This window comes from Deltaproteobacteria bacterium, assembly GCA_018668695.1.
In the GTDB taxonomy this organism is placed as follows: domain Bacteria; phylum Myxococcota; class XYA12-FULL-58-9; order XYA12-FULL-58-9; family JABJBS01; genus JABJBS01.
Window position 1 is genome coordinate 1 of sequence record JABJBS010000022.1, and the last position, 20,247, is coordinate 20,247.

General features: G+C 50.3%; 18 protein-coding genes. 7 read left to right on the top strand and 11 right to left on the bottom strand.

Going from position 1 to position 20,247, the window contains the following annotated elements:
- The coding region (locus HOK28_00935; GenBank protein ID MBT6431623.1) for a hypothetical protein at positions 1–168 on the bottom strand (168 nt) is incomplete at its 3' end.
- Between the two features lie 90 nt (positions 169–258).
- Positions 259–639: a redoxin domain-containing protein gene (locus tag HOK28_00940; GenBank protein MBT6431624.1), complete on the bottom strand. Its 381-nt coding sequence runs from the start codon at positions 637–639 to the stop codon at positions 259–261.
- A 327-nt stretch (positions 640–966) separates the two neighbouring features.
- On the opposite strand from HOK28_00940, the gene HOK28_00945 reads away from it, so the two are divergent.
- On the top strand, positions 967–1,422 hold the full coding sequence (locus HOK28_00945; GenBank protein ID MBT6431625.1) for a DUF4259 domain-containing protein: 456 nt from the start codon (positions 967–969) through the stop codon (positions 1,420–1,422).
- A gap of 16 nt (positions 1,423–1,438) precedes the next feature.
- Here HOK28_00945 and HOK28_00950 read toward each other — a convergent pair whose 3' ends face one another.
- Complete coding sequence (locus HOK28_00950) at positions 1,439–2,092, bottom strand: hypothetical protein (GenBank protein ID MBT6431626.1); 654 nt, start codon at positions 2,090–2,092, stop codon at positions 1,439–1,441.
- 267 nt (positions 2,093–2,359) lie between these two features.
- On the opposite strand from HOK28_00950, the gene HOK28_00955 reads away from it, so the two are divergent.
- Together HOK28_00955 and HOK28_00960 are read left to right on the top strand one after the other, a co-directional pair.
- Positions 2,360–2,959, top strand: a complete 600-nt coding sequence (locus tag HOK28_00955; GenBank protein ID MBT6431627.1) for a hypothetical protein — start codon at positions 2,360–2,362, stop codon at positions 2,957–2,959.
- 8 nt (positions 2,960–2,967) lie between these two features.
- Entirely contained in the window at positions 2,968–4,137 is a 1,170-nt protein-coding gene (locus HOK28_00960) for a hypothetical protein (GenBank protein ID MBT6431628.1), read from the top strand.
- 44 nt (positions 4,138–4,181) lie between these two features.
- Here the strand turns inward: HOK28_00960 and HOK28_00965 are convergent, their stop codons facing one another.
- The 3 genes from HOK28_00965 to HOK28_00975 form a co-directional block, all read right to left on the bottom strand.
- Entirely contained in the window at positions 4,182–5,528 is a 1,347-nt protein-coding gene (locus HOK28_00965) for a GAF domain-containing protein (protein MBT6431629.1), read from the bottom strand.
- Between the two features lie 114 nt (positions 5,529–5,642).
- On the bottom strand, positions 5,643–7,889 hold the full coding sequence (locus tag HOK28_00970) for a hypothetical protein (protein ID MBT6431630.1): 2,247 nt from the start codon (positions 7,887–7,889) through the stop codon (positions 5,643–5,645).
- Positions 7,890–7,947: 58 nt separating this feature from the next.
- On the bottom strand, positions 7,948–8,388 hold the full coding sequence (locus HOK28_00975) for a nuclear transport factor 2 family protein (GenBank protein ID MBT6431631.1): 441 nt from the start codon (positions 8,386–8,388) through the stop codon (positions 7,948–7,950).
- A gap of 332 nt (positions 8,389–8,720) precedes the next feature.
- On the opposite strand from HOK28_00975, the gene HOK28_00980 reads away from it, so the two are divergent.
- The gene (locus HOK28_00980) at positions 8,721–9,194 is read left to right on the top strand and encodes a hypothetical protein (GenBank protein ID MBT6431632.1); all 474 of its coding nucleotides are present in this window, start codon (positions 8,721–8,723) and stop codon (positions 9,192–9,194) included.
- Positions 9,195–9,200: 6 nt separating this feature from the next.
- Here the strand turns inward: HOK28_00980 and HOK28_00985 are convergent, their stop codons facing one another.
- From HOK28_00985 to HOK28_01000, 4 genes are all read right to left on the bottom strand, one after another.
- Entirely contained in the window at positions 9,201–9,809 is a 609-nt protein-coding gene (locus HOK28_00985) for an NTP transferase domain-containing protein (GenBank protein ID MBT6431633.1), read from the bottom strand.
- A gap of 7 nt (positions 9,810–9,816) precedes the next feature.
- Positions 9,817–12,048 carry a xanthine dehydrogenase family protein molybdopterin-binding subunit gene (locus HOK28_00990; protein MBT6431634.1) on the bottom strand — a complete coding sequence of 744 codons (2,232 nt, stop codon included), beginning with the start codon at positions 12,046–12,048 and terminating at the stop codon, positions 9,817–9,819.
- Entirely contained in the window at positions 12,041–12,502 is a 462-nt protein-coding gene (locus HOK28_00995) for a (2Fe-2S)-binding protein (protein MBT6431635.1), read from the bottom strand. Before HOK28_00995 ends, HOK28_00990 begins: the two co-directional genes overlap by 8 nt.
- Before the next feature lie 150 nt (positions 12,503–12,652).
- Complete coding sequence (locus tag HOK28_01000) at positions 12,653–13,888, bottom strand: hypothetical protein (GenBank protein ID MBT6431636.1); 1,236 nt, start codon at positions 13,886–13,888, stop codon at positions 12,653–12,655.
- Positions 13,889–14,213: 325 nt separating this feature from the next.
- Here HOK28_01000 and HOK28_01005 point away from each other — a divergent pair, with 325 nt between their 5' ends.
- The 3 genes from HOK28_01005 to HOK28_01015 all read left to right on the top strand — a co-directional run bounded on the left by HOK28_01005 (position 14,214) and on the right by HOK28_01015 (position 18,931).
- Positions 14,214–16,250: a VCBS repeat-containing protein gene (locus tag HOK28_01005; GenBank protein MBT6431637.1), complete on the top strand. Its 2,037-nt coding sequence runs from the start codon at positions 14,214–14,216 to the stop codon at positions 16,248–16,250.
- Between the two features lie 156 nt (positions 16,251–16,406).
- Entirely contained in the window at positions 16,407–18,560 is a 2,154-nt protein-coding gene (locus tag HOK28_01010; GenBank protein MBT6431638.1) for a hypothetical protein, read from the top strand.
- Entirely contained in the window at positions 18,557–18,931 is a 375-nt protein-coding gene (locus HOK28_01015) for a hypothetical protein (protein ID MBT6431639.1), read from the top strand. Before HOK28_01010 ends, HOK28_01015 begins: the two co-directional genes overlap by 4 nt.
- A 12-nt stretch (positions 18,932–18,943) precedes the next feature.
- Here the strand turns inward: HOK28_01015 and HOK28_01020 are convergent, their stop codons facing one another.
- Complete coding sequence (locus HOK28_01020) at positions 18,944–20,233, bottom strand: hypothetical protein (protein ID MBT6431640.1); 1,290 nt, start codon at positions 20,231–20,233, stop codon at positions 18,944–18,946.
- Between the last annotated feature and the right edge of the window lie 14 nt (positions 20,234–20,247).

Below are 20,247 nucleotides of genomic sequence, written 5' to 3' on the forward strand. Positions count from 1 at the left end.
GAGTAGGAACTGCATCCGGTGGGGCAGCTCCTGCGCCCGCTCCGGAGAGAAAAAATAGGGGTCGATGACAAATACTGGGATCACTTCACCGTCTTTGACGGCTGCTTGAAGAGGGCCATGATCGCTGACTCTTAAATCTTTCCCTCGAAACCAAACCAGCGTACGCATGAATTCACCGACTTTACCAAAAGTGCCTTAGTTGTCTTTTACGAAGGGTAGTCTGGAAAGCAAAATCAAGAGAGCTGTGACCGGTAAATCTTAGTCTTTGAGCCCGGCGACAATGCTTTCGATACTGGGGTGGTCCCCGCTGGTTTCACTGACGTACGCAAAGGAAACGTCTTGGCCGGGCTGACGGATGACAAACACGCCTCCTTGCTGCCATGGATCTCCTTTGAGCCCAGTCTGCTTGTGACCTGACCGGGTGGCGCGAAATGCATTCCCAAGACTCGAGAGTTTGAACGTTGATGCAACACCGCGTTTGAGGCCGGCCAACTTGTAGGCTTCGAGTTCGGGATCGACGTAGACTGGAAAGCTTAGGTTTTCATCTTGGATGAATGCTTTCGCGTGATGTGGTTTGCCGTTTCCGACCACAACCAGTTGCGCGCCAAGATCTGTGATTTTGTGAAGTTCGTCCCGCAACTGCGTGACCTGCTCGCGGCAAAAGAGTCAGCCAAAATGTCGGATGAAGACGAGTACGGTGTCTTGGTCTTGCCAGCTTTGTGCAAGAGGCAGCCGCTCTCCGTCAGGGCTTAAAACTTCAGCCTGTCCTAGTTCTTGGAGAAAAGACATCGATGACTCTCACTTTCTTTGACGAGACGGTTCTGTCCCCGCTTAGCATGGGAACGAACGGCTATGCCGTCAAGTCCCTGGGCTCATCGACGGCCCCTCTATTCTTGCAGATCTCTGGACAGATGCCAGTAGCCTGCTAATCTTTTGGTCGAGCAAACTTATGAAAGTAGATGTCTGATGGAAACTTGGGGTGCAGGGTCTTTTGAAAATGTCATAGCGCAGTTATGGCTCATCAAATTGGTAGATGGCAGCGATGTAGAGCCACTTGTGCAAGCTTTAGAGGCCGTCAAGGCTGCCGAAAATGAGGTACCGAGTCCGCTGGCTTGTAAAGCGATTGCTGCGGCCGAGTTGGTAGCATCACTCAACCCTGATTCTAAAGTCTCGTTGCCAGACGATATTTCTGCTTGGTTTAGCAAAAAGAAGCTTCGACCCACTCAAGACCTTCTCTCACTGGCTCGTGATGCAGTGGAACGCGTAGGTTCGGAATCTTCGCAGCTGCGCCAGCACTGGGATAATCAGCCTCGGGGCGGAAAAGAATGGGTACGCTTGGTTGGGCAGCTCAAGTGTGAGCTTGAATATGATGCGCCCCGCGGACTCATCGGTGATAAATCCTGGTGGCGTTTTTGGAACTGAAGGTGATTGTGGTTTGTTATGCTGAAAATTGCATAGAGGTTTTGCGGTGGCCCAAGAGCCATCTTGCCTGCAAATCTGTGCTGTAGCGCTTTTCTCGGTTGGAAACAGTGTTGCTCACTTCTTTTAGAACACGAACCTGTGGACCCAAGTCATCAAGACCGAAGTAGACCTTTTTTGGGTGAGCGGTTCCAATAAATTCTGCAGTGACCTTTATTCCATGTTGGGCAAGGTAGCGTCTCGTAAAATCTAGTGTGTCTTGGACGCAAATGCGCTGGTCTTTATTTTGTACAGCTCCACCAACAAGAGTTGCCTCGATGGTTTCTAAATCGGCGCCTTGGACTCTTAGATTTTCAAAAAGTGTATCGAGCTGTGTGAGGCCGTAGTGTCTGGCATGCGACTGCCCTTTTTGATCGAGCTGACTCAGGTAATCTGTGGGCAGCGAAAAGTTCAGCATTGCGATGAGTCCCTCTTGAGGATCTCGCAGGCATAACACGCAGGTTGATCCGGCAACGGTCACGAGCATTTCGCCAGTCGTGCTTAGATACTGCTCACCAGGATTAAGTTTGACGCATCGGCGAGCCAAATGCGGATCCCAATACCGATTGAGCGTTGGTTTGGCTGAAATGGTTTTATTTGGGGAAAACCCCAATCTTAATAACGCTCTTCCCATGCCTTGTATCCCCCCTTGGAGAGTCTTGGGTTTGTCGCAAACCCCTGCCGTGCCCCATGGTTACATGGGGCTGAGCTCCCTTCAATTATTTGGTTTTTGGAGGGCATCTGAGGAGAAAGAGGCGAAAGAATCGAGGATTCTAAAAATATAAAGTAGAATGTAGCGCCTTCTACTATTTACTCTTTGAGGTGAATCTCCTAAGTTGGCTCGGGTAGCTCACTTAACTAAACGGTCTTGGTGGACATAGGGACCGAATTGGGGAAAAAAATGAATAAAATCGCTATACTTTCCGGGTTTTTAATCTGGATTTCTTTACTCACAGCTTGTGGTAACTCAGAAAACCTCCACTCTGTGGGTATCAATGCCCACTTAATTTCCAGCGGAGACGAGGTTTCGTTTATTACCCCGGCTGGCTCGGTGGTGAGTCATGCAGTCTCCGATCTTGTGAATAAGCCCTACATGATCTCAGTTTTTCCAGCCGGCTTTTCACCCGGCAATGATTTACCCATCGATCAATTCTGGGGACAGGTTCCCGAGAACCTTGAAATCAATTTTGTGACTGAGCCGACCTATGAAGATGGCCCCTACGATATTGTCTTGGCTGTTTACGTGGTGACTGAGGTCGCTGAAGAGTTGATGACCTTCGGCAGCCATGCTCCCGCGCCGGTGCAGGGCGACCTTGCGACCTTTACGATTGACCAAACTTCTGTGCGTGACGGTGACCCCACGATTATGCCCGGTGTCTTGCGATTGAATGTTGAAGGCGCTGACACATTTATCGATGCTGAAAATAGAACGCCGTCTGACCCAGATGAGGCCGGTGCATTTACCGCCGCGATGACCAATACCATTATGATTATCCCTTGAGTTATCTGATGAACAAATCGCTAACCTTTGCCGCTTTTTGCCTTTTAACAATTTCGTGTGCGTCAGGAGATTTAGACTCGCAGTGGCCGGTGGACCCAGATACGGGTTTGCGTATGAGCTTTGTTGAGCCGGTGCCTCCGTTGCCACAATGGGAGAGCAATCCGTCTAATCAAGACAAGGAAGACCTGGGCCGATTCTTATTTTGGGACGGTCGCATTTCTGGGAGCAAGACCGCGGTTTGTGGTAATTGCCATTTAAGTATGACTTTGTTCCAGTCGAGCACACCTCTTGACGTGCCTGACCGCTCTTACCCAGAGCTTGGACCGTCGTTGCATCGTAATGCACCAGCATTGATGAATATCGTTTATGCACCCATGATGCGCTGGGATGGTTCACACTACAATGAGAATGAAAGCTCGGAGTACAATCTCTTTGAAATGATGGCGTTGCCTTATGCTGAAGCCAATATGAACTTAAGTCAGTTACCGGCGTCAGAGGGTGAGCGTGTCGATATCACAGGGGCGCAAGGAGTGATGTACGAAAAACTCACCGAAGAGATTCCAGGTTATGTTGAAAGTTTTGAAAAAGCTTTTGGCGAGGATATTCGGGAGCTCTCCATTGAGGAAACTTGGCACCGGGTTGGCCAAGCGCTGGCTACTTTTATGCGAGTTGCTGTCTCTCGTGATTCCGCTTTTGATAGATGGAATGCGGGAGAGGATGGAGCAATTACAGACGCCGCGATTCGCGGAGCAGATATCTTCTCGGGTAAAGCTGGATGTTCAATGTGCCACTTCGGAGCATTTCTAAGTGATTTCCAATTTCACAATGTTTCGACTTCCCCACCGGCTGCGGATGGTGCTCGACATGATGAAGGAAGATTTTTGGTAACCGGTAAAGAACTCGACGCCGGGAAATTTCTGACCCCAATGCTACGGGGTGTAGGTCAAACATCACCTTATTTTCATGATGGCTCTGAAACGTCTTTGTACGAAGTGATTCGCCAAAAGACGACGAAGCGAGTTCTCCTCGATCCGTTGCACAGTCCTGTTCTTGCGAATCTTCCTGAGCTATCAGATGAGGATATCGATGATATGGTACAATTTCTCAAGAGCTTAGACGGCTCGCCTTTGCCCATAGAAAAGCTTGCACCTTTGGTTCGTGAAGACCTTCCGCAATAGTGAAGAATAGGAGTCGCGCCCAAGAACACTTCTGGGCGCAGCGACTAGTTGGCGTTCTCGAATTCTAGAGGAATCCAAACCGAGAAGGTGGCACCTTGATGCTCGGAATCATGGATTTCGATGACGCCGCGGTGGTTCTTGATAATCGATTGAGAGAGCGAAAGCCCAAGGCCTGTTCCTTGCCCCGTGGATTTTGTCGTAAAGAACTCAGTAAAAATATGACTACGCGCATTGAGAGGAACCCCCGTGCCGTTATCGGTGAAGGCGATGTTAACGCCTTTTTCATCGCCGTGTTTAGCCGCCTTTGCCGTGATGTGAATCTCGCCTTGGTAATCAATTCCCTGAAGTTGACTCTTTTGTTTTTGCTCGGCAATGGAATCAGCAGCGTTGGACAATATATTGATAAAAACCTGTCCGATTTGACTGCGGAAGCAACAGCATAGGGGAAGCTCGGGTATCTTACTGATGACATCGCAACCTACCAGTTTTCCCTGGGTAATGAGTAACGCTTCCGCCAGCACCTTGTCGATACTCACATCGTATGAAGGGTTTTGATCTTGACGGCTTTGGGTCTTGAGCGCCTTGGTGACTTCGTTGAGGTTGCTCACGGCAGTTTCCATCAGCGATTGATTCTTATTCGAAGTATTCAGGAAACCTGCAATTCCAGAGTTAAGATTTGAGGATTGATGATCTGATTCGTTAAGGTTTTCGAGCAGTGCTGCAAGCTCTTGGTTCTGTTGCTTTTGATTTTGTACGGCCATGTCCACGACCCAGAGTGGATTTTGCACTTCGTGGGCGATGGTGGCAATCATTTGGCCAAGACTTGCGAGCTTTCCCGACTGAATAAGAAGGTCTTTGGTTCTGCGAATTTCAATCTCGGAGGCTTGTTTGAGCTGTTTACTTTTAATGCGCAGCTCCAAATGCATCACCACTTCTTGAGCCAGTGTGTTCATGGCCTCTTTTTGTTCGTCCGTAAGTTTTCGTGCCTGGGTGTCAATGACGCAGATGGTTCCGATGCGAAAGTTATCGGGGGTGACGAGCGGTTGACCACCATAAAATCGGATATGAGGCTCGTCGGTGACCAGGGGGTTATCGGCAAATCTTTCGTCGAGCGCAGCATCGGGAACTTCAAAGAAATGGTCGTTGTGAATCGCAAATTGACAAAATGAAATATCGCGGGGTGTCTCACATGTTTCAAGCCCGATACGAGATTTGAACCATTGCCGGCTGTCGTCTAGAAGGCTGATCAAAGCGATGGGTGTCTCACAAATGTTGGAAGCGAGACTTGTGAGCCTATCGAATTGGGCCTCGGCTTCTGTATCCAAGATAAGATACGACTTGAGTTTTTCAATTCTCAACTCATCTTGATAGGGCAGCGGTGCTGAAGCCATTGTAAGTAATCTCATCGTGAGTAAGAGTCTGAGCCTAATCAGTTAGAAGATTAAACTGATTAATCAGACTTTACTAGGATGCTAAAAATTGGGCAACCTACTCGGGTATTTAACTTAGGGCGTTGTCTTTATATCCGCACCAGATGAGTCTGCGGATGCGATGATCACCGATTCTCCCAGGTTTAGATAATTCCCGCGGCTTATCATGGCCAGAGAGTCAGTCAGAGAGACCAAGCTGAAGTATGCATCGGTTGAAATGGTTTCTCCGGTTGGAGTCTCCAGGGTTTGCGGAGAACCCGCCTCCCTGATCCACGCGATATCTGTGTAATCTTCGCTTTCAATCAGCCAAGCCGAACCGTTACTTACAGAAACAGGGGTAACTCTAAGAGGAGCATCAGGTCCCGACGTTTGCCCGATCTTATAAGGAGCAAGAATTGAGAGAAAATCGGGTGCAATACCGGTTGTCACAGAATCCGTCACTTTGTGGTCCCCCGCACCGCTGATGAGTTGATGAACGTGAGGAATGAATAGAGGTGTGTAGCTTGGCTCTTCTACTGCGCATGCACCCGACGTCGAAGCAGTGAATATCTCCAGCGCTCCAGTATCTCGCTTGATGTGTGGACCGTACTCTTGAAGGGTGACTTCACCGCCTAAGTCGTAGCCTGCGAAAGCGTGGGTTCGGTAGCGGTACTCGTGCTCTTCGTTGTCTTGTGAAGTGAGCTGGTCAACCATCACGAAATAACGCTCGCGAACAAATGCAACACCGCGGATGATTTGGGTGCCTTCATAAGTCTGGCGTGATTCCGCATACGCTAAATTCTGAGCCTCCACCGTATTTTCAATAAAGGCATCTTCGCCGCCCCATTCGTTGAGAAGGCCTTTGGCAGGTGCTCCGTTACCATCGATCAAAATAACATTGTGGGAGCGGGCATTGGCGGTAACCGCATTATCTTGCGTATCTGGTTTGTAATAACCGGTATCTGTAATCAAGAGTTCACCGTAGGCGCCCATTACAAATGAAGTGCCATCAACGTGGTCGTGTAGCGTTTTGCGCGCGGATCCATTTTCGCCCATGAGCATGAGCACACGGTCATCCAAATCCCAGCCAGAGCGAAAGTTTGCCATGCCTCCAGCGGGTAGGAATCTATTTTTCCAGGTTGGAGGTTCTGCGTCCGGTTTCGGGCTGACGTAGGCAAGGTGTGAAATAGAGAGGTCGTGGCCGCCGCGGATTTTGTAGGGGTCGTTCGCGTTGGAGGTCCAATCCCAGAGGTGGTGTTCGGGAGCGCCATAATGCACAAAGAGTGCCTGAGCCGCTTGGTTGCGAAGTGGTGAATCAGCGATAGGGGCCCGGTGGCCTTGAGGGAGCCGAATAGAAATGGACCAGTCCAGGACAGCATGCATGAGTTCACTGCGAATGGGGCTCGGGTAGGTAAAGGGTTCGTTTTCTACACAGCCATGGCCGGTCCAGGGATCAAGATCGGAGCGGTTGATGCAGTTGCGGTTGTAAATCGTTTCAGGATCTTGGCGGTTATCAACTGCGATAAAAAACGCGACGGTCGGTGCAAATCCGAAACTAAAATAGTGCGGGCCTTCGCTGATGCTGCCGTCTGCTTGAACGTATTGGCCATCGGGGCCCAGCAGGTAATCAAGTTCACTCACTGACCAGTCTAACCACTCTTTTGCCTTGGGGTGGTCTTGGAAAGCGAGCCCAACAAAACCAATGGCCGCGGCAGTGCGGATAGGATGATTGTTTTGGGCAACGCCTAAGGCAACGCCTCGAAAAAAAGCATCCAGAACATAATGGTCATAAAACTGTTCGGTGATGACAGTGAGCTTGTCTTCAATGGATTGGCTTTGTGCTTCGTTCATAAAATCTGTAGCCATCAGAAAATCCCAAGCAGCCGTGTAGTGCATAAGGCTCTCTGGCATGCGGATGTTGATGCCCCACTGGGTATGGTCATCCCAATTGGTCTCAAGCATTTCCATAGCCGCGATCGAGCGGGCGGCGGCATCGGCGTCATCTTGTAGCCAGGCGATGAATGCATTGAACATCGCAACCTCGGCGTTATCGCCATGAAGGCCTGCGTCCCAAGTATCAGGCTCTGGATTTTGGAGCTCTTTAAGTGCCTGGCTCTCAATGCGCGTGAAGATGTGCCCGAGTGTTTCGGATTCAATGTTTTCGAGAATCTGTGTTTTTCTATCCGCAGTGACCAGCATGTAGGGGTGATCTGGGATCACAAATGTACTGGGTTCAGGCTCGGTCGTTTCTGAGTCGCCTTTGCAAGCTTGGTGGCTGAGAGCCAAACTTAAAAGCAGAGCAGTGATGCCAATGATACTAAACGATGAAGGTGTCTTTAACATAGAAGATCGATGACATTGTATGAGCATGGCATCAAGTCATTAACCCTATCTAGACAAATTAAGGCGTCGTTTTAGAAGCTTCCTCGTGGGCTTGAATGAGTTTGATGGCTTCTCCGGCCACTTCGTTCGGAACGGGAAAGCTTAATACATAGTGTGTGATCTGCCATGTTTGGTCTTGCTTGACCAATGCGCCGCTGCCTCGGGTGTTGCCATATTTCTCGTTGTGCAGTTGCTCGTCAAACCAAGCAGTTTTGCCGCTCGGTGCAAGTGAGATGTTGCGTGCAGTGGATACATAGGTCCACCCTTTACCCTTTGAAAAATAGGGTTCGGCGAAGGCTTTGAATGCTTCAACACTCCATCGCTCGTTTTTGTCGGTTCCTAAGAACACCCCATCTTTGTGAAAATAACCAAAATAGGTGGCTCCATCGGCTTTGGACGCGGCATTGTGAAAGCCATCAAGAACGGTGTCGATGGCTGCGATATCTGGAGTGTTATCCATTTGTACCTCCGGGAGGGATTGGGAACAGGCGGTGAAGGCAAGCGTAAGCACGACCGAATAAATCCATTTCACTCTTTGTCTTCCTTTGGAAAAATGTGGGACTGATATTGGATATTTAGAGGCTGCTTACAAGCCATAAAGCCTGGTCGATTGAGAATAAGCCGATCAACTCTGTACAGCTCTTTACGGCCAAAACCTAAAAGGTCAATCTTTATAGCAGGTTAGGCGGGGAATGATTATATGCTGCTAATCTACTCTTGAGTAGACGACTGGGCGAATCTTTGGTAACTTAAACTTCAAGCCGTACCGACTTTAGATTCATGAACCTACGGATGAACCTTATGCCAACTTACGAAAACAACAGTGTAAGCCGAGAAACCATTCGTCATTATCCAGAATTTAACCGGCTGCCCGGGCGAGGGTTAACTGAGGACCGTTTTTCTCGCACGGCGGTGGATCAAGAATCTTGCCTGGGCTCTATCGAACGGATCATCGGGTTCTTATCGACTATCAGCCATGACTTAAGTCGAGCGCTGGACGGCCTGAATCTTTGGCAACCCAAGGAGGTACTGAGTGCCGCCGATGCGATCTACACCGAATGTTTGGATGTGGGCGCTTTGCATGCATCTCGGCTTGCTCTTGAGCTACGACACGTTGCCGCGGCAAATCATCCTCGTGAATCCCGCAAGACTTACCAACTTTTGCGAACAGAATTGATTTTCGTTTGGCAGGATCTACAAAGCAGGCTTGAAGTCATTCGTCTCAATATGAAAAAACACGAACAGAATTCTAAGCTGGCCAATTGAGCCGCCTTAGATACTTACTCCGCATAGCCGTGCTTCTTGTGGCGTGTTCATCGCCTGAATAATACGTTTATCGCCGTATTCAATATCAATCAGTCGCTTCGAGTTTCGGTGGACCACGTGATGAGCCCCTTGGTCTGCCAGAGCCGTCCCTAATTCGTGACGGGCTTGTTTGCCGAAAAGAACGGGGTGGCCGTGTTTGCCGTCGTATATCGGGCGTGCGATTTTGTCGTCGTCTTCAAGAAAGCTAGAAGATAATTTATCGACAAGATTTAAGCTTCCAAACACCATGTCAACGGGCCATAGGAGAAGCCTCTTGGGTGTCGGGAGAACATCGAGTCCACACCGAATGGAGTCGATGGGCTGGCCGTCGCTTCTGCCTTCCACAACCACGACCGAGTCCAAAATAGGACGGGCAATGTTTAAGGCCATCTCCTGGGTCAAGGTTGAAGCGGTATCAGTGTGGCCGCAAACAATAACAACCTGTCCTGGAGTGCATTGAGAGGCTCGATAAACGATATGTTCTAAAAGAGTTTTACCGTCGTATTGTAGGAGTGCTTTGGGTTGACCCATTCGGCTCGATCGCCCGGCGGAAAGAATCAGAGTATCAAATGACATAGGCGGCTTAAGCTTTACCGGGCAGTTTATGTTTGGACAAAGGCATACTGCGTACACGGTAGCCGGTGGCGGCAAAGATTGCGTTGGTTACGGCCGGAATAAGAGGTGGTACACCCACTTCGCCTATACCTCCTGGTTCCACATCCGGGTTGTCCATAATAGCCACTTCAACTTCAGGCATATCGGCGAGCTTTAAGATGGGGTAATCGTGAAAGTTACTTTGTTTGACTCGCCCTTTTTCGATGTTGATTTCTTCGCCGCGCATATTTGAAAGTGCGAAAGCGATACCGCCTTCTAGCTGCGAGACGACGGTGTCGGGGTGAACCACGGGTCCACAATCAACCACGCAATAGACTTTATGAACCTTGAGTGTGCCTTTATCATCAACTGAAACTTCGGCGACTTGCCCTGAGATAGAGCCGAACGCTGTATGAAGAGAGATACCTTGCGACCTTCCCGCTGGGGGCTTGCCGAATCCCGATATCTTTTCAAGCTTGTTAAGCACCGCCAATTGTCTTGGGTTGTGGGCAAGAAGCTTTTTACGCATCAGGAGTGGATTTGATTTTGTGGCATGGGCCACTTCATCGAGCATACTCTCCATAAAAAATGCATTGTAAGAGTGTCCAACGGAGCGGTGGTTCCCAATAGGCACCGGACAAAGAGTACGGGTATACGATATGGATTGATTGGCTATAGCGTAGCCTTGGTCCACTGCTCCCTGCTGGGCCAGCGCATCCAAGTCTTGGTTGAGCCAGCGAGGAAATCGCCGAGCAATATCGATGATAAAACCAGGAGCGTAGTTTTGTAGAATAAACTGCCCCGAGTTATGCACCGATAGACCTGTTAAGTTTCCTTTTTTATCAAGAGCTGCTTTGAGCCGGCCCTTGAAAGCTGGTCGGTAAAATCCGTGTTGTGTGTCCTGCTCGCGGTTCCAGATGAGTTTAACTGGCTTACCGGCGGCTTCAGAAATGAGCACGGCTTGCGCTGCAAAGTCTGATTCAAGCCTTCGCCCCAAACCACCCCCAACAAGTGTTGTGTGGATAAATATTTTGCTGCGGCTCATTCCGCTTACGCTTGTGATTTTATCTTCAGTCCACTCTTGGCTTTGGGTTGGGACCCAAACATCAATTCGGTCCTCTTGAACATGAGCGGTACAGTTCATCGGCTCCAGTGTGGCGTGTTGGATATAGGGAACGCTATAAACTTGGTCGAGTACCGTGGATGCTTCTTCAATCGCATCGTCCATGTCGCCGCACCCGAAGGTTTCAGGACCCGAGTCTTCAAGGCCTTCATTGAGCATGGCCTCGACCCCGGCATCGTTAAAGTCGGCATGTTCTCCCTCGTCAAAGACAACGTCTAATTTTGAGACGGCTTGCTGAGCGCGCCACCAGCTATTGGCGACTACGGCAACGGCATCATCAAGTTCAACCACGGCCTCAACGCCAGGCATACCCTCAATGCTTTTGCGGTTAACTGATTTTAAGCTACCGCCAAAGACGGGGCAGATACGGATAGCGGCGTAAACCATTCCAGGCACTTTGACATCGACTCCGAAGACGCCGCTGCCATTGACCTTAGCTGGGAGGTCAACGCGGGGGATACTTTTGCCGATGATTTTAAAGTCTTTGTGTTCTTTAAGCGGTGGGTCTGAAGGAGCCGAGTAGTTACGCGCTTCTTCGGCGAGCGCCCCGTAAGAGAGTACGGTTTTCCCGTCAGGGTGAAGTACTGCTCCATTTTCGGTCTTACATTGACTGGGCTCCAGCCCCCATCGCGCGGCGGCGGCATCGACCAGCATGGACCGGGCAGCTGCTCCGGCTTGTCGCAAGCGTAACCAAGAGGCACGGATGCTGCGGCTCTCCGCTGTCATATGGAAAGAACCATAGTGATATTTTTTTCGATAGTCTGTGTGGGCGGGGCTCATTTCCATGCGGATACTTTTCCAATCCGCATCGAGTTCTTCGGCAATAAGCATCGGCAGTGATGTGGAAACACCTTGGCCAAGTTCGGAGGAGGGCACAAATACGGTGATGGTGTCATCTACTGAAATCTTGAGCCAGATATCAAAAAGTGTTTCTGGTTTTTGATCTGGATCTTTGCCCCACACTGAGGTGCCAGCGCTGCGGATTCTGTCGAAGGGACCAGCGCAGCCTTGAGTTGAGGTAAGAGTAGCGCCAACCACGAGGCCACTGCCGGCCACACGCAAGAAATCTCGGCGGCTGAGGTCGGTATGCTTACTCATGATTTTCTCCGGCAGCTTTAGCCGCGGCGGCGATGGCTTTTCGAATGCGTGGGTAGGTTCCGCAGCGGCAAATATTGGTCATCGCCTCTTCGACGTCTTCTTCGGTGGGCGCTGGGTTATTTTTGAGCAACGAGGCGGCTGCCATAATTTGGCCGCTTTGGCAGTAGCCACATTGGGGCACTGCGTGTTCCACCCAGGCAAGTTGGAGTGGGTGAGAGTTGGTCTCGCTGAGCCCTTCAATGGTTGTAATCGAGATGCCCTCACAGGCGGCAGCCGGCATAATACAAGACCGCATGGCTTGGCCATCGAGGTGTACGGTACAAGCCCCGCATTGCCCCATACCACAACCAAATTTGGTTCCCGTGAAACCAATAATGTCCCGGATGACCCAAAGCAGAGGTGTGTCTGCTTCGGCTTCGATTTCATAAGATTTTCCGTTGATTTCGAGTTTCACTCTGAGCCCCCATCGTAAAACAGTTCTCCATTATGGACATGGGTGAGATGGCTGAGTCAATGTACGTATTTGCCCTTGGCTAGCGCGGCGCTGAAGCGGCCCGTGCGTATTACGAGCCGCTCTATTAAAAACGGATGGAGCTGCCTGGAGTTAGTGTTTTACCGTTTCGCAGCCAAACTCAATTTCTACTGAGCCGCTGATTGCGCCGCATGCAGCAGGGCAGAGGTGGACTGTGGTGGGGTTATCCAGGTCATCGAAGTACCAGGTTTGCCCTTCACACATGTTGGCTCCTACCACATTGAGTAAAGTGGTTCGTTCTAGGCCATCTTCAGATACGAGGACCACATTGGTTTCACCGGGATCGACCTCGAGGTTGGGTCCGGGCTCTGGGATTAGGAAATCACACGGCATGGCTGTTCCTTCTAGAAGGTTCTCTGCCAATGCATCGAAGATGGGATTCCAGTCCTCGGAGCAAACAGAATGAACAAGTCCGCCGGTTGATTCACTCAGATCGATGTAGTCGGTTCCTTTTTCCCATCCACATGAGCAGTTGTCATCGAATGCACAGTTGGGGTCGTAGGCGATGGTCTCAACAATGCTGTGAAACTTCAGCCCATTTGGAAAACCGGGTTCAGTAGCATTGGCAACAAAGTCCATGAACTCATTGCCATTCATTCCCCAGCCCACGTTGTCATCGGTAACAATCACCATGTGCGCCAATGCTTCAGGCCGCAGAAAGTGTTGGTACTGCGAATAGGTTGATGCTGCGATATCCAGACCATCACTGCTATGAACGCCACGGCGCACATGCAGGTAGTTGTCTGAGTCGGTATCTGGGCAACCCGCGGCACCACTTAGTGGTGGGGGAACGCAAATCTCATAATAAGAATGCTGAACACTCGCATCATAATGCTGTGAATCCGAGCCGATTAAAATAACGTGATAGTCCAGGCCGGAGTCTGTGATTTGGTCAACAAACGCATTGAGGTTGGCTTCAATCAGCGTAATTTCTTCGTCCATACTTGGAGACGCATCGATGACCCAGATAATATCCACAGGTAGAGTGACGTTTTGAGCGGCCGCATTGACGGCTGCACATGCATCGCCTCCATCATTCGTGGTGCCATTATCATCGGTTCCGGTATCGGGGTTATCGACGCCGGTTCCGTTTTCTGAGTTGTCATCGCCGGTGTTATCGTCTCCGGGATTGGTTCCCGTTTCACCGTCGTTGTTGTCATCAGGGTTGTGAACCTCGGAACCTCCGGCCGCCGTATCTGCGGCAGGGACGGAATTGGTGTGAGGTTGGGAGCAGCCGCCTGCGATACCCCATAAGAGAACGCAAAAACCCAGATAGAAGCGTGGCTTCCGGAATAATGGATGAATCATAGAAAGATTTCCTCTCGGCCCACTCTGCTCTGGGCTGCCTGGTTGGCAGGCAGGTGGGGCCGTCACTCTAGTCTTTCTTCGGCGAAGACGTAAAGCGAAGAACACAACTTGAAGCCTTGGATTGTACGCGCCCAAGAGACCCAGCACCGACTGGAGGCACCAAGATTTCTTTAAATACCTATATTTATCATTGATGTATAAATCTACCCAGCAGAAGATTGATCTTGACGACTCTGGATCCAACCTGTTAGGCGGCCCGAATCAAACAACCACTCAGTCGTATTTTGAGTTTTAAGTGCCGCCATGAGCGGCATGGAGAAATATCGTGTTGAATTTAGGATGGAAGATAACTTTTGCGGTGATGCTCACATGCTGTGGCTTCGCATGCAGTTCCAATGACGAGACTGACGTGACCCCAGAGCCTGTGGTGGAAGTAGAACCTTATCCATTGGCGTTTGAAAAAATAGTGATCGACGCCGATGCACAAGGCCCTGCTTTTTCCACAGTGACCGATATCAATGGTGACGGAAAGCTCGATGTAGTTGTAACTAAATTTGGTGTGGTTCAATTACCCGATTTACCCAAAGGACAAGTTACTGCTTATCTTCAAGGTGAGACGCTGGAAGATTGGACCGCGGCGCCTATCTTTGACCAGTCTGCCGGGATCTACTGGCCCAATGATGTAGAGATGCATGATATTGACGGCGATGGTGATTTGGATGCTCTGGTTGGTGCCGGATTTTTAGCATGCGAATTTGTGCCAAGTGTAGGGCCGTGCGGAAGCTTAACTTGGTTTGAGCAGACGGGCTCTTCTTGGAAGATGCATGAGATTGTCCCAACCGGTGCTGAACTTTTTTACCATGCAGCTGTCTTAACCGACTTAGATGGTGATGGCCTTGATGACTTGGTAACCGTAGGCGAGCGTCGCCCTGCACCGGACTCAGGCGAGCCGGACCGCGCTGAGATCCAGTGGTTCAAGGGAACGACAACAGAAACTCGTTTTGAGACGACGCCTGGAGTACTTGGCGAAGGCCTTGGCGGCCTTATCAACGGGCGTGACCTAAACGGTGACGGACTGATGGATTTTGCAAGCTCTGAGTTTTTTGCGGATATGGGCGCCTCTTTTACGTGGCTCGAGCAGATTCAAGCACCAGGGCCTGATGCACCGAACGGTATCTGGGAGCGACACATCATTGATGATGAGGTGGGCCCGTCGATCCAAATGAGCTTTGTGGAGAACCTCCTGGGTGACGGACGTCTGTTTGCAGTGGGAAGTAACCACACGAATACCGCAAAGACTCCAGCTGATCCCTGGGAATCTGCGATCTATATGTATGGAGTTCCAGCTGACCCCACGGCGAAGTGGGAGCGTACAAAAATCTCTGAATACATAGAGTCGGTACCAGGCTTGTCCACTTCTCCTCAGGCCGCTCCAGGGATCTTTGGTTGGGGTGATGCAGAGATGGACGGCGACATCGATATCATTGTCTCTGGTGATGGTGATCCCAACATCTACTTATTGGTTCAAGACGATGGTGCTTTTACAACGTGGCTTCTCGATAAAGACATTCCACAAGCAGGTGGGCAGAAAATCATCGACTTGAACAACGATGGTAAGAGCGAGCTGATTGTGACGGGTTATGAAAACAATGCGGTCTACCTTTACCATGTATCGGAAAATGGACCCTACCCACTGGGACCAGCGACACCCAAACAAGATGAAGAAGTAGGCCCCTCTGATGTGGTGTTTGAGCTAACCTATGAAGGTGACGCGACCGGTGATTTGATCGTGGCTCTTTTTGAAACATACCCACCCGCGGGTCCTCCAAGTGCTTTCACACAAATTCCAGGGGTGGAGTATCCTGCCACTGCAACGCTTCCCATGGTTGCACCGGGCAATTACACAGCGATGTTGGTGCAAGACACACCGCCTCTTGATTTCATGACTCAAGGGCCCGAGGATTTGATCACGACGGTTGAGATAGTTGTTCCCCTCGGCGTGTCGCCTCTAGAGATTGAACTCAATGGCGAATCTCAGGGCGAGGTTGGCAACAGCGCCGACCCAGCAGATGTAACCGTGGTTGTGAATTATGAAGGCAGTGAATCAGGCCAGGTCATACTGGCCGTATTTGATGAATTGCCACCGGCGGGACCGCCTAAATCATTTAAGATGGTCGAGACCGAGCTTTTTCCGCTAACGGTTACGCTTAATGCGGTAGGCGGTGGAACTGCCCAAATTCTAGCCTTCTTAGATCTCGCGCCATTCAACATGCAAATGCCGGATGCCACCGATCCACAAGTGAGTTCGCAGCCGTTTGAAGTCAATGGGGAACCGGTGAGCGTTGAGCTCACTTTGGAGTAAAGCATTTGGGGCATTACTGAAGTGCTCCGATCGCTGCGTCCCGAAGGCATACTCCAAAAAGGCCTCAGATTTATCTCGTTGTCTTGCGTATTCAAGGGATGTCGCTTAAAACGTAACTCATTCGTGATATACGTTTCGTCTCAAAGGAAGAGGGGCATGCTAGAGGAAATGATAGGTGTACGTTGCCATGGCCACTTTTATTTCCCGCTCCTCTTCCTGATGCTGGCCTTCCTGGTCGCGTGTGAAAATCAACCAGCCCCGCAAGCCTCAGCGCTTACGCTTCGCGATTGCCGCGTGCCCGTGCATTACCGGGCTCCCGGAACGATGGACCATGTGGCCGTGGTGGGTGATTTCAATGAATGGGACCCAGGTGCGCACCCCCTCAAAGACTTAGACGGCGACGGAGATTATTTTGGCCTCTTAGATTTACCGGCCGGAAGTTATCATTACGCCATTTGGGTAGATGGTTATACTTTTAGGGACCTTTCCAATTCTCTGACGCACTTTAGCGATGAAGGTGAGGAGCATTCCTTTGTTGTGGTGGAAAGCTGCGACAATCCCAAATGGAAGATGCAAACACTTAAGACCTCATCACAAGGTGAACTTACTGGGGAGTTTCAATACTTGGCATCAAAGCGCTCCGGAAAACTCAATGAAGAATCTCTTACGCTCTTACTCAATGGCGAGAATTACTCGAACGTTGAATTTACATTTGAAAATCAGATTGCGTTTCTAGAAGTCAGCGACCTTCCCCCGGGGCGGTATACATTAAGTCTTGAATCGACTGACGAATATGGAGAAGCGACGAAGCCTTGGTCCAGTGTGGTCTGGGTAGAAGAGAAACCATTTAGCTGGCGCGATGCTCTTATCTACCAAGTTGTGGTTGATCGATTTTATAATCCCGAGAGTGCTTTAGATACCAATGTTCCGATTTCTTATTATCGGGGCGGAAAGCTTGCGGGCATCACGGAAAAACTGAATGCAGGTTACTTCGATGAACTGGGCGTAAACGCTCTTTGGTTATCACCGCTTCATGAAAATGCCGATGAAACCTATGTGGGCCGAGATAGTTATTCCGCTCAGGCGTATCATGGCTATTGGCCACGCTCAGCTCGCGAGGTTGAAGAGCGCTTTGGTGGTGCAGAGGAACTGGAGTCGTTGGTAGAAGCAGCCCACGCCCGGGGCATTCGTGTGATCATGGACTATGTGCTTAACCATGTTCATACCGATCATCCATACTTCCAAAACCCTCACTGGTTTAACGGAGTCGATAAGGATTGTATTTGTGGAATCACCTGCCCTTGGGGTGAGAACATGCTTACCTGCTGGTTCGACCCATTCTTGGCCGACCTGAATTGGAAAAACCCTGAGGTGGTCGAGCAGCTTACAAACGATGCGCTCTATTGGGTTCAACGGTTCAAGCTTGACGGATTAAGGTTGGACGCGATTCCAATGATGCCAAGACTTGCTACACGGCATATGCGCCGTAAGCTTCGTGAAGTCATCGACCAAAGCAATCAACATACCTACTTATTGGGTGAAACCTATACCGGCTCCAGTGGCCATGGTCAGATTCGTCATTACCTTGGAGAAGACGGCTTAAGCGGACAGTTTGAGTTTCCAACCATGTGGACTTTGCGGGCGGCGCTTGGCGGCCGTGAGAGTATGAAAGCGTTGCACGCCCAGGTTGTGCGCAGTGAAGAGGCTTGGCGAGGTTCTGGTTCGGTCATGGCACCTATTATTGGTAACCACGATGTACCGCGTATTATTTCAGATCTGCAGGGCGATGAGCTTTGGAGTCCGCGGACAGAGCCTGCACGAGAGATCGATGATTCGGCGACCTATGGGCTTTTAAAACTAGCCTGGACCTTCTTAATGACTCAGCCAGGGGCGCCGGTGATTTACTATGGCGATGAATTGGGAATGCCTGGAGCCAACGACCCCGACAATCGTCGCAATATGAGATTTGATAATGAACTCCAAGGTTCAGAGAAGGATGTTCTCAGCCATGTTCAGAAGCTGGGCAAACTTAGGTCCTGCTCTGATGTGATTCGATTGGGGCAAAGCAGTCTCGAGTATGTGGACGATGAGCTTTACGTCTATAAAAAGACGCTCGAAGAACAAGAGGCATGGATTTATCTGAACCGCTCTCAAAACGTTCGTCGCACGCGGTACCACCCCCTCTCTGATTTAGGCTGGTATCCTGCTTTACAACAAACCCCCAAGCTCGAAGGCGACTTGATGGTCTTGGAGCCACGCAGCTCTTTAATTCTCGTGAATGATTTAACCTGTCTGGAGACTGGCTTATGAAAATGAAGTCCTTGGTGATTTGTTTTGTGTTGATTGGGTGCGGTAGCCCGCTGGAACCTGTGGAAACTGCGGAAGCTTTAGAACCAGAGGATTACCCTTACCCTGAGAAGAGCTTTGACCCCGATGAGGGCACTTGGTCTTCTTCGGACTATGGTTCGGGAGGCGGCTACGGCGAGAGTGATGCTGGTTTGAATTGTGACACAGCACCTTGCGCACGTGGAGCCTGCCAACAAGAAGAGGGCCTCGCTGATTATTGCATGTGTGAAGACGGCTATGGCGGAGAGCGCTGCGATACCTGCAGTGCAGGCTACGCAGCGGTGGGTTGTGATAATTGCGAGCTAGACTTTGAATGCATTGAAGAGGAAAACTAAGCAGACGATGTCTTAGTTTCTACAGCAAAGCACCCCACCTCGATCTTGATTTCCCACACTGTATCCGTCGTAAGAGCATGAGTTATTCGGGCAGCCATTCTTTGTCACGAGCGCACCTTCTTCAAAGTGACTTTGATTTCCGCCGAGGCATTGCCACGGGCCATGCCCTGGCTCAGCTTCGTTGTAGCCACAAGAGTTGGGCTGTGTGCTTGCAAGTGCACGGGTGAGGGGGCCGCAGTTTTGGCCACTGCTGAGTTCGTTTCCGAGATTACCACACCCAAATACATCGTTGGCTTCGGTGCTGTTATCACACATGGTGTTGCTGGTGCTGTTTTGATGAATTGCAAAAAACACCCCTTTGTTCGGTGTGCCAGGAGCAACGGCATCATCGCAGCCAGCTGGACTCTTCTCGGAAACTTCCTGATGACCTTGGCATACGTGCCACCCAGGTGCGCATAAATCTGCAGCGCTGCAACCGTTGCCATCTGGGTTGCCTGATTGATTACCGCTTTGGTGTCCACATTCGGCCGTTAAATCATCACGGGTTACACCACCAATGGACCATCCGCCAGAACACGCAGCAATAAGCGGATAATTATTAATGGACAGAAACCCATCTCTTTGTCCGTCTGCGCATCCGGCCTCAGGTTCGGTTGGAATACAGTTGCCGTTGTTACAAATATTATTTGAAAGACATGGTGTGCCGTTGGGGTAATTTTCAATGGATGGTTGACCCTGCTCACAGCCTGTTATGAATTTGCACAAACCTGCTTGAGCAATGGTTGATGCGGACGTTGGGCAATTTTCGTCGCTCGCCTCAATGCAGACACCAGGAGCGAGACAGCGATTTTCTGTAATGTCGTTTGCCTGCTCCTGGAGACACTCTGAAGTGCTCGAAGGTGAATTGATGCCTTCGAGGCTCCAACCTTCGTAGGTTTCGCAGCTGATGACGCCACAAGCTGGGTCGTCATCTAACGTCACGACGAAGCCATCGATGCAGTCCTGACAAACGAGGTATTCATCGTCTTCACTGCATGCTTCATCTTCGAGTTCTGGTTCTGGTTCATCGGGGGTGGGCGACGGTGAACTTGTCAGCTCAGCGAGGTCCACGACCACTTCAGTTTCTCGAGAGGGCTGAATATAGATGTCGTTGATCAAAACGCTGCGCAGCGGCTCACCAAGAATGCTTAAGGTGGTCACCTCTACCTGCCAAAGTCCAATCGGGATCTGCTCCAATGAGAGTCTTGTTTCGGGGCGTTGAACATCCACAAGACCGGTTTGAGGATTTCGTTCCGAGTTCATGGTTACTTCTACGC

Coding starts and splice junctions, on each gene's coding strand:
- HOK28_00980 (MBT6431632.1), top strand. CDS start 8,721: ATGAACCTTATGCCAACTTACGAAAACAACAGTGTAAGCCGAGAAACC.
- HOK28_00955 (MBT6431627.1), top strand. CDS start 2,360: ATGAATAAAATCGCTATACTTTCCGGGTTTTTAATCTGGATTTCTTTA.
- HOK28_01000 (MBT6431636.1), bottom strand. CDS start 13,888: ATGATTCATCCATTATTCCGGAAGCCACGCTTCTATCTGGGTTTTTGC.
- HOK28_00945 (MBT6431625.1), top strand. CDS start 967: ATGGAAACTTGGGGTGCAGGGTCTTTTGAAAATGTCATAGCGCAGTTA.
- HOK28_01010 (MBT6431638.1), top strand. CDS start 16,407: ATGCTAGAGGAAATGATAGGTGTACGTTGCCATGGCCACTTTTATTTC.
- HOK28_00970 (MBT6431630.1), bottom strand. CDS start 7,889: ATGTTAAAGACACCTTCATCGTTTAGTATCATTGGCATCACTGCTCTG.
- HOK28_00990 (MBT6431634.1), bottom strand. CDS start 12,048: ATGAGTAAGCATACCGACCTCAGCCGCCGAGATTTCTTGCGTGTGGCC.
- HOK28_00975 (MBT6431631.1), bottom strand. CDS start 8,388: ATGGATAACACTCCAGATATCGCAGCCATCGACACCGTTCTTGATGGC.
- HOK28_00950 (MBT6431626.1), bottom strand. CDS start 2,092: ATGGGAAGAGCGTTATTAAGATTGGGGTTTTCCCCAAATAAAACCATT.
- HOK28_00965 (MBT6431629.1), bottom strand. CDS start 5,528: ATGGCTTCAGCACCGCTGCCCTATCAAGATGAGTTGAGAATTGAAAAA.
- HOK28_00985 (MBT6431633.1), bottom strand. CDS start 9,809: ATGTCATTTGATACTCTGATTCTTTCCGCCGGGCGATCGAGCCGAATG.
- HOK28_01015 (MBT6431639.1), top strand. CDS start 18,557: ATGAAAATGAAGTCCTTGGTGATTTGTTTTGTGTTGATTGGGTGCGGT.
- HOK28_01020 (MBT6431640.1), bottom strand. CDS start 20,233: ATGAACTCGGAACGAAATCCTCAAACCGGTCTTGTGGATGTTCAACGC.
- HOK28_00960 (MBT6431628.1), top strand. CDS start 2,968: ATGAACAAATCGCTAACCTTTGCCGCTTTTTGCCTTTTAACAATTTCG.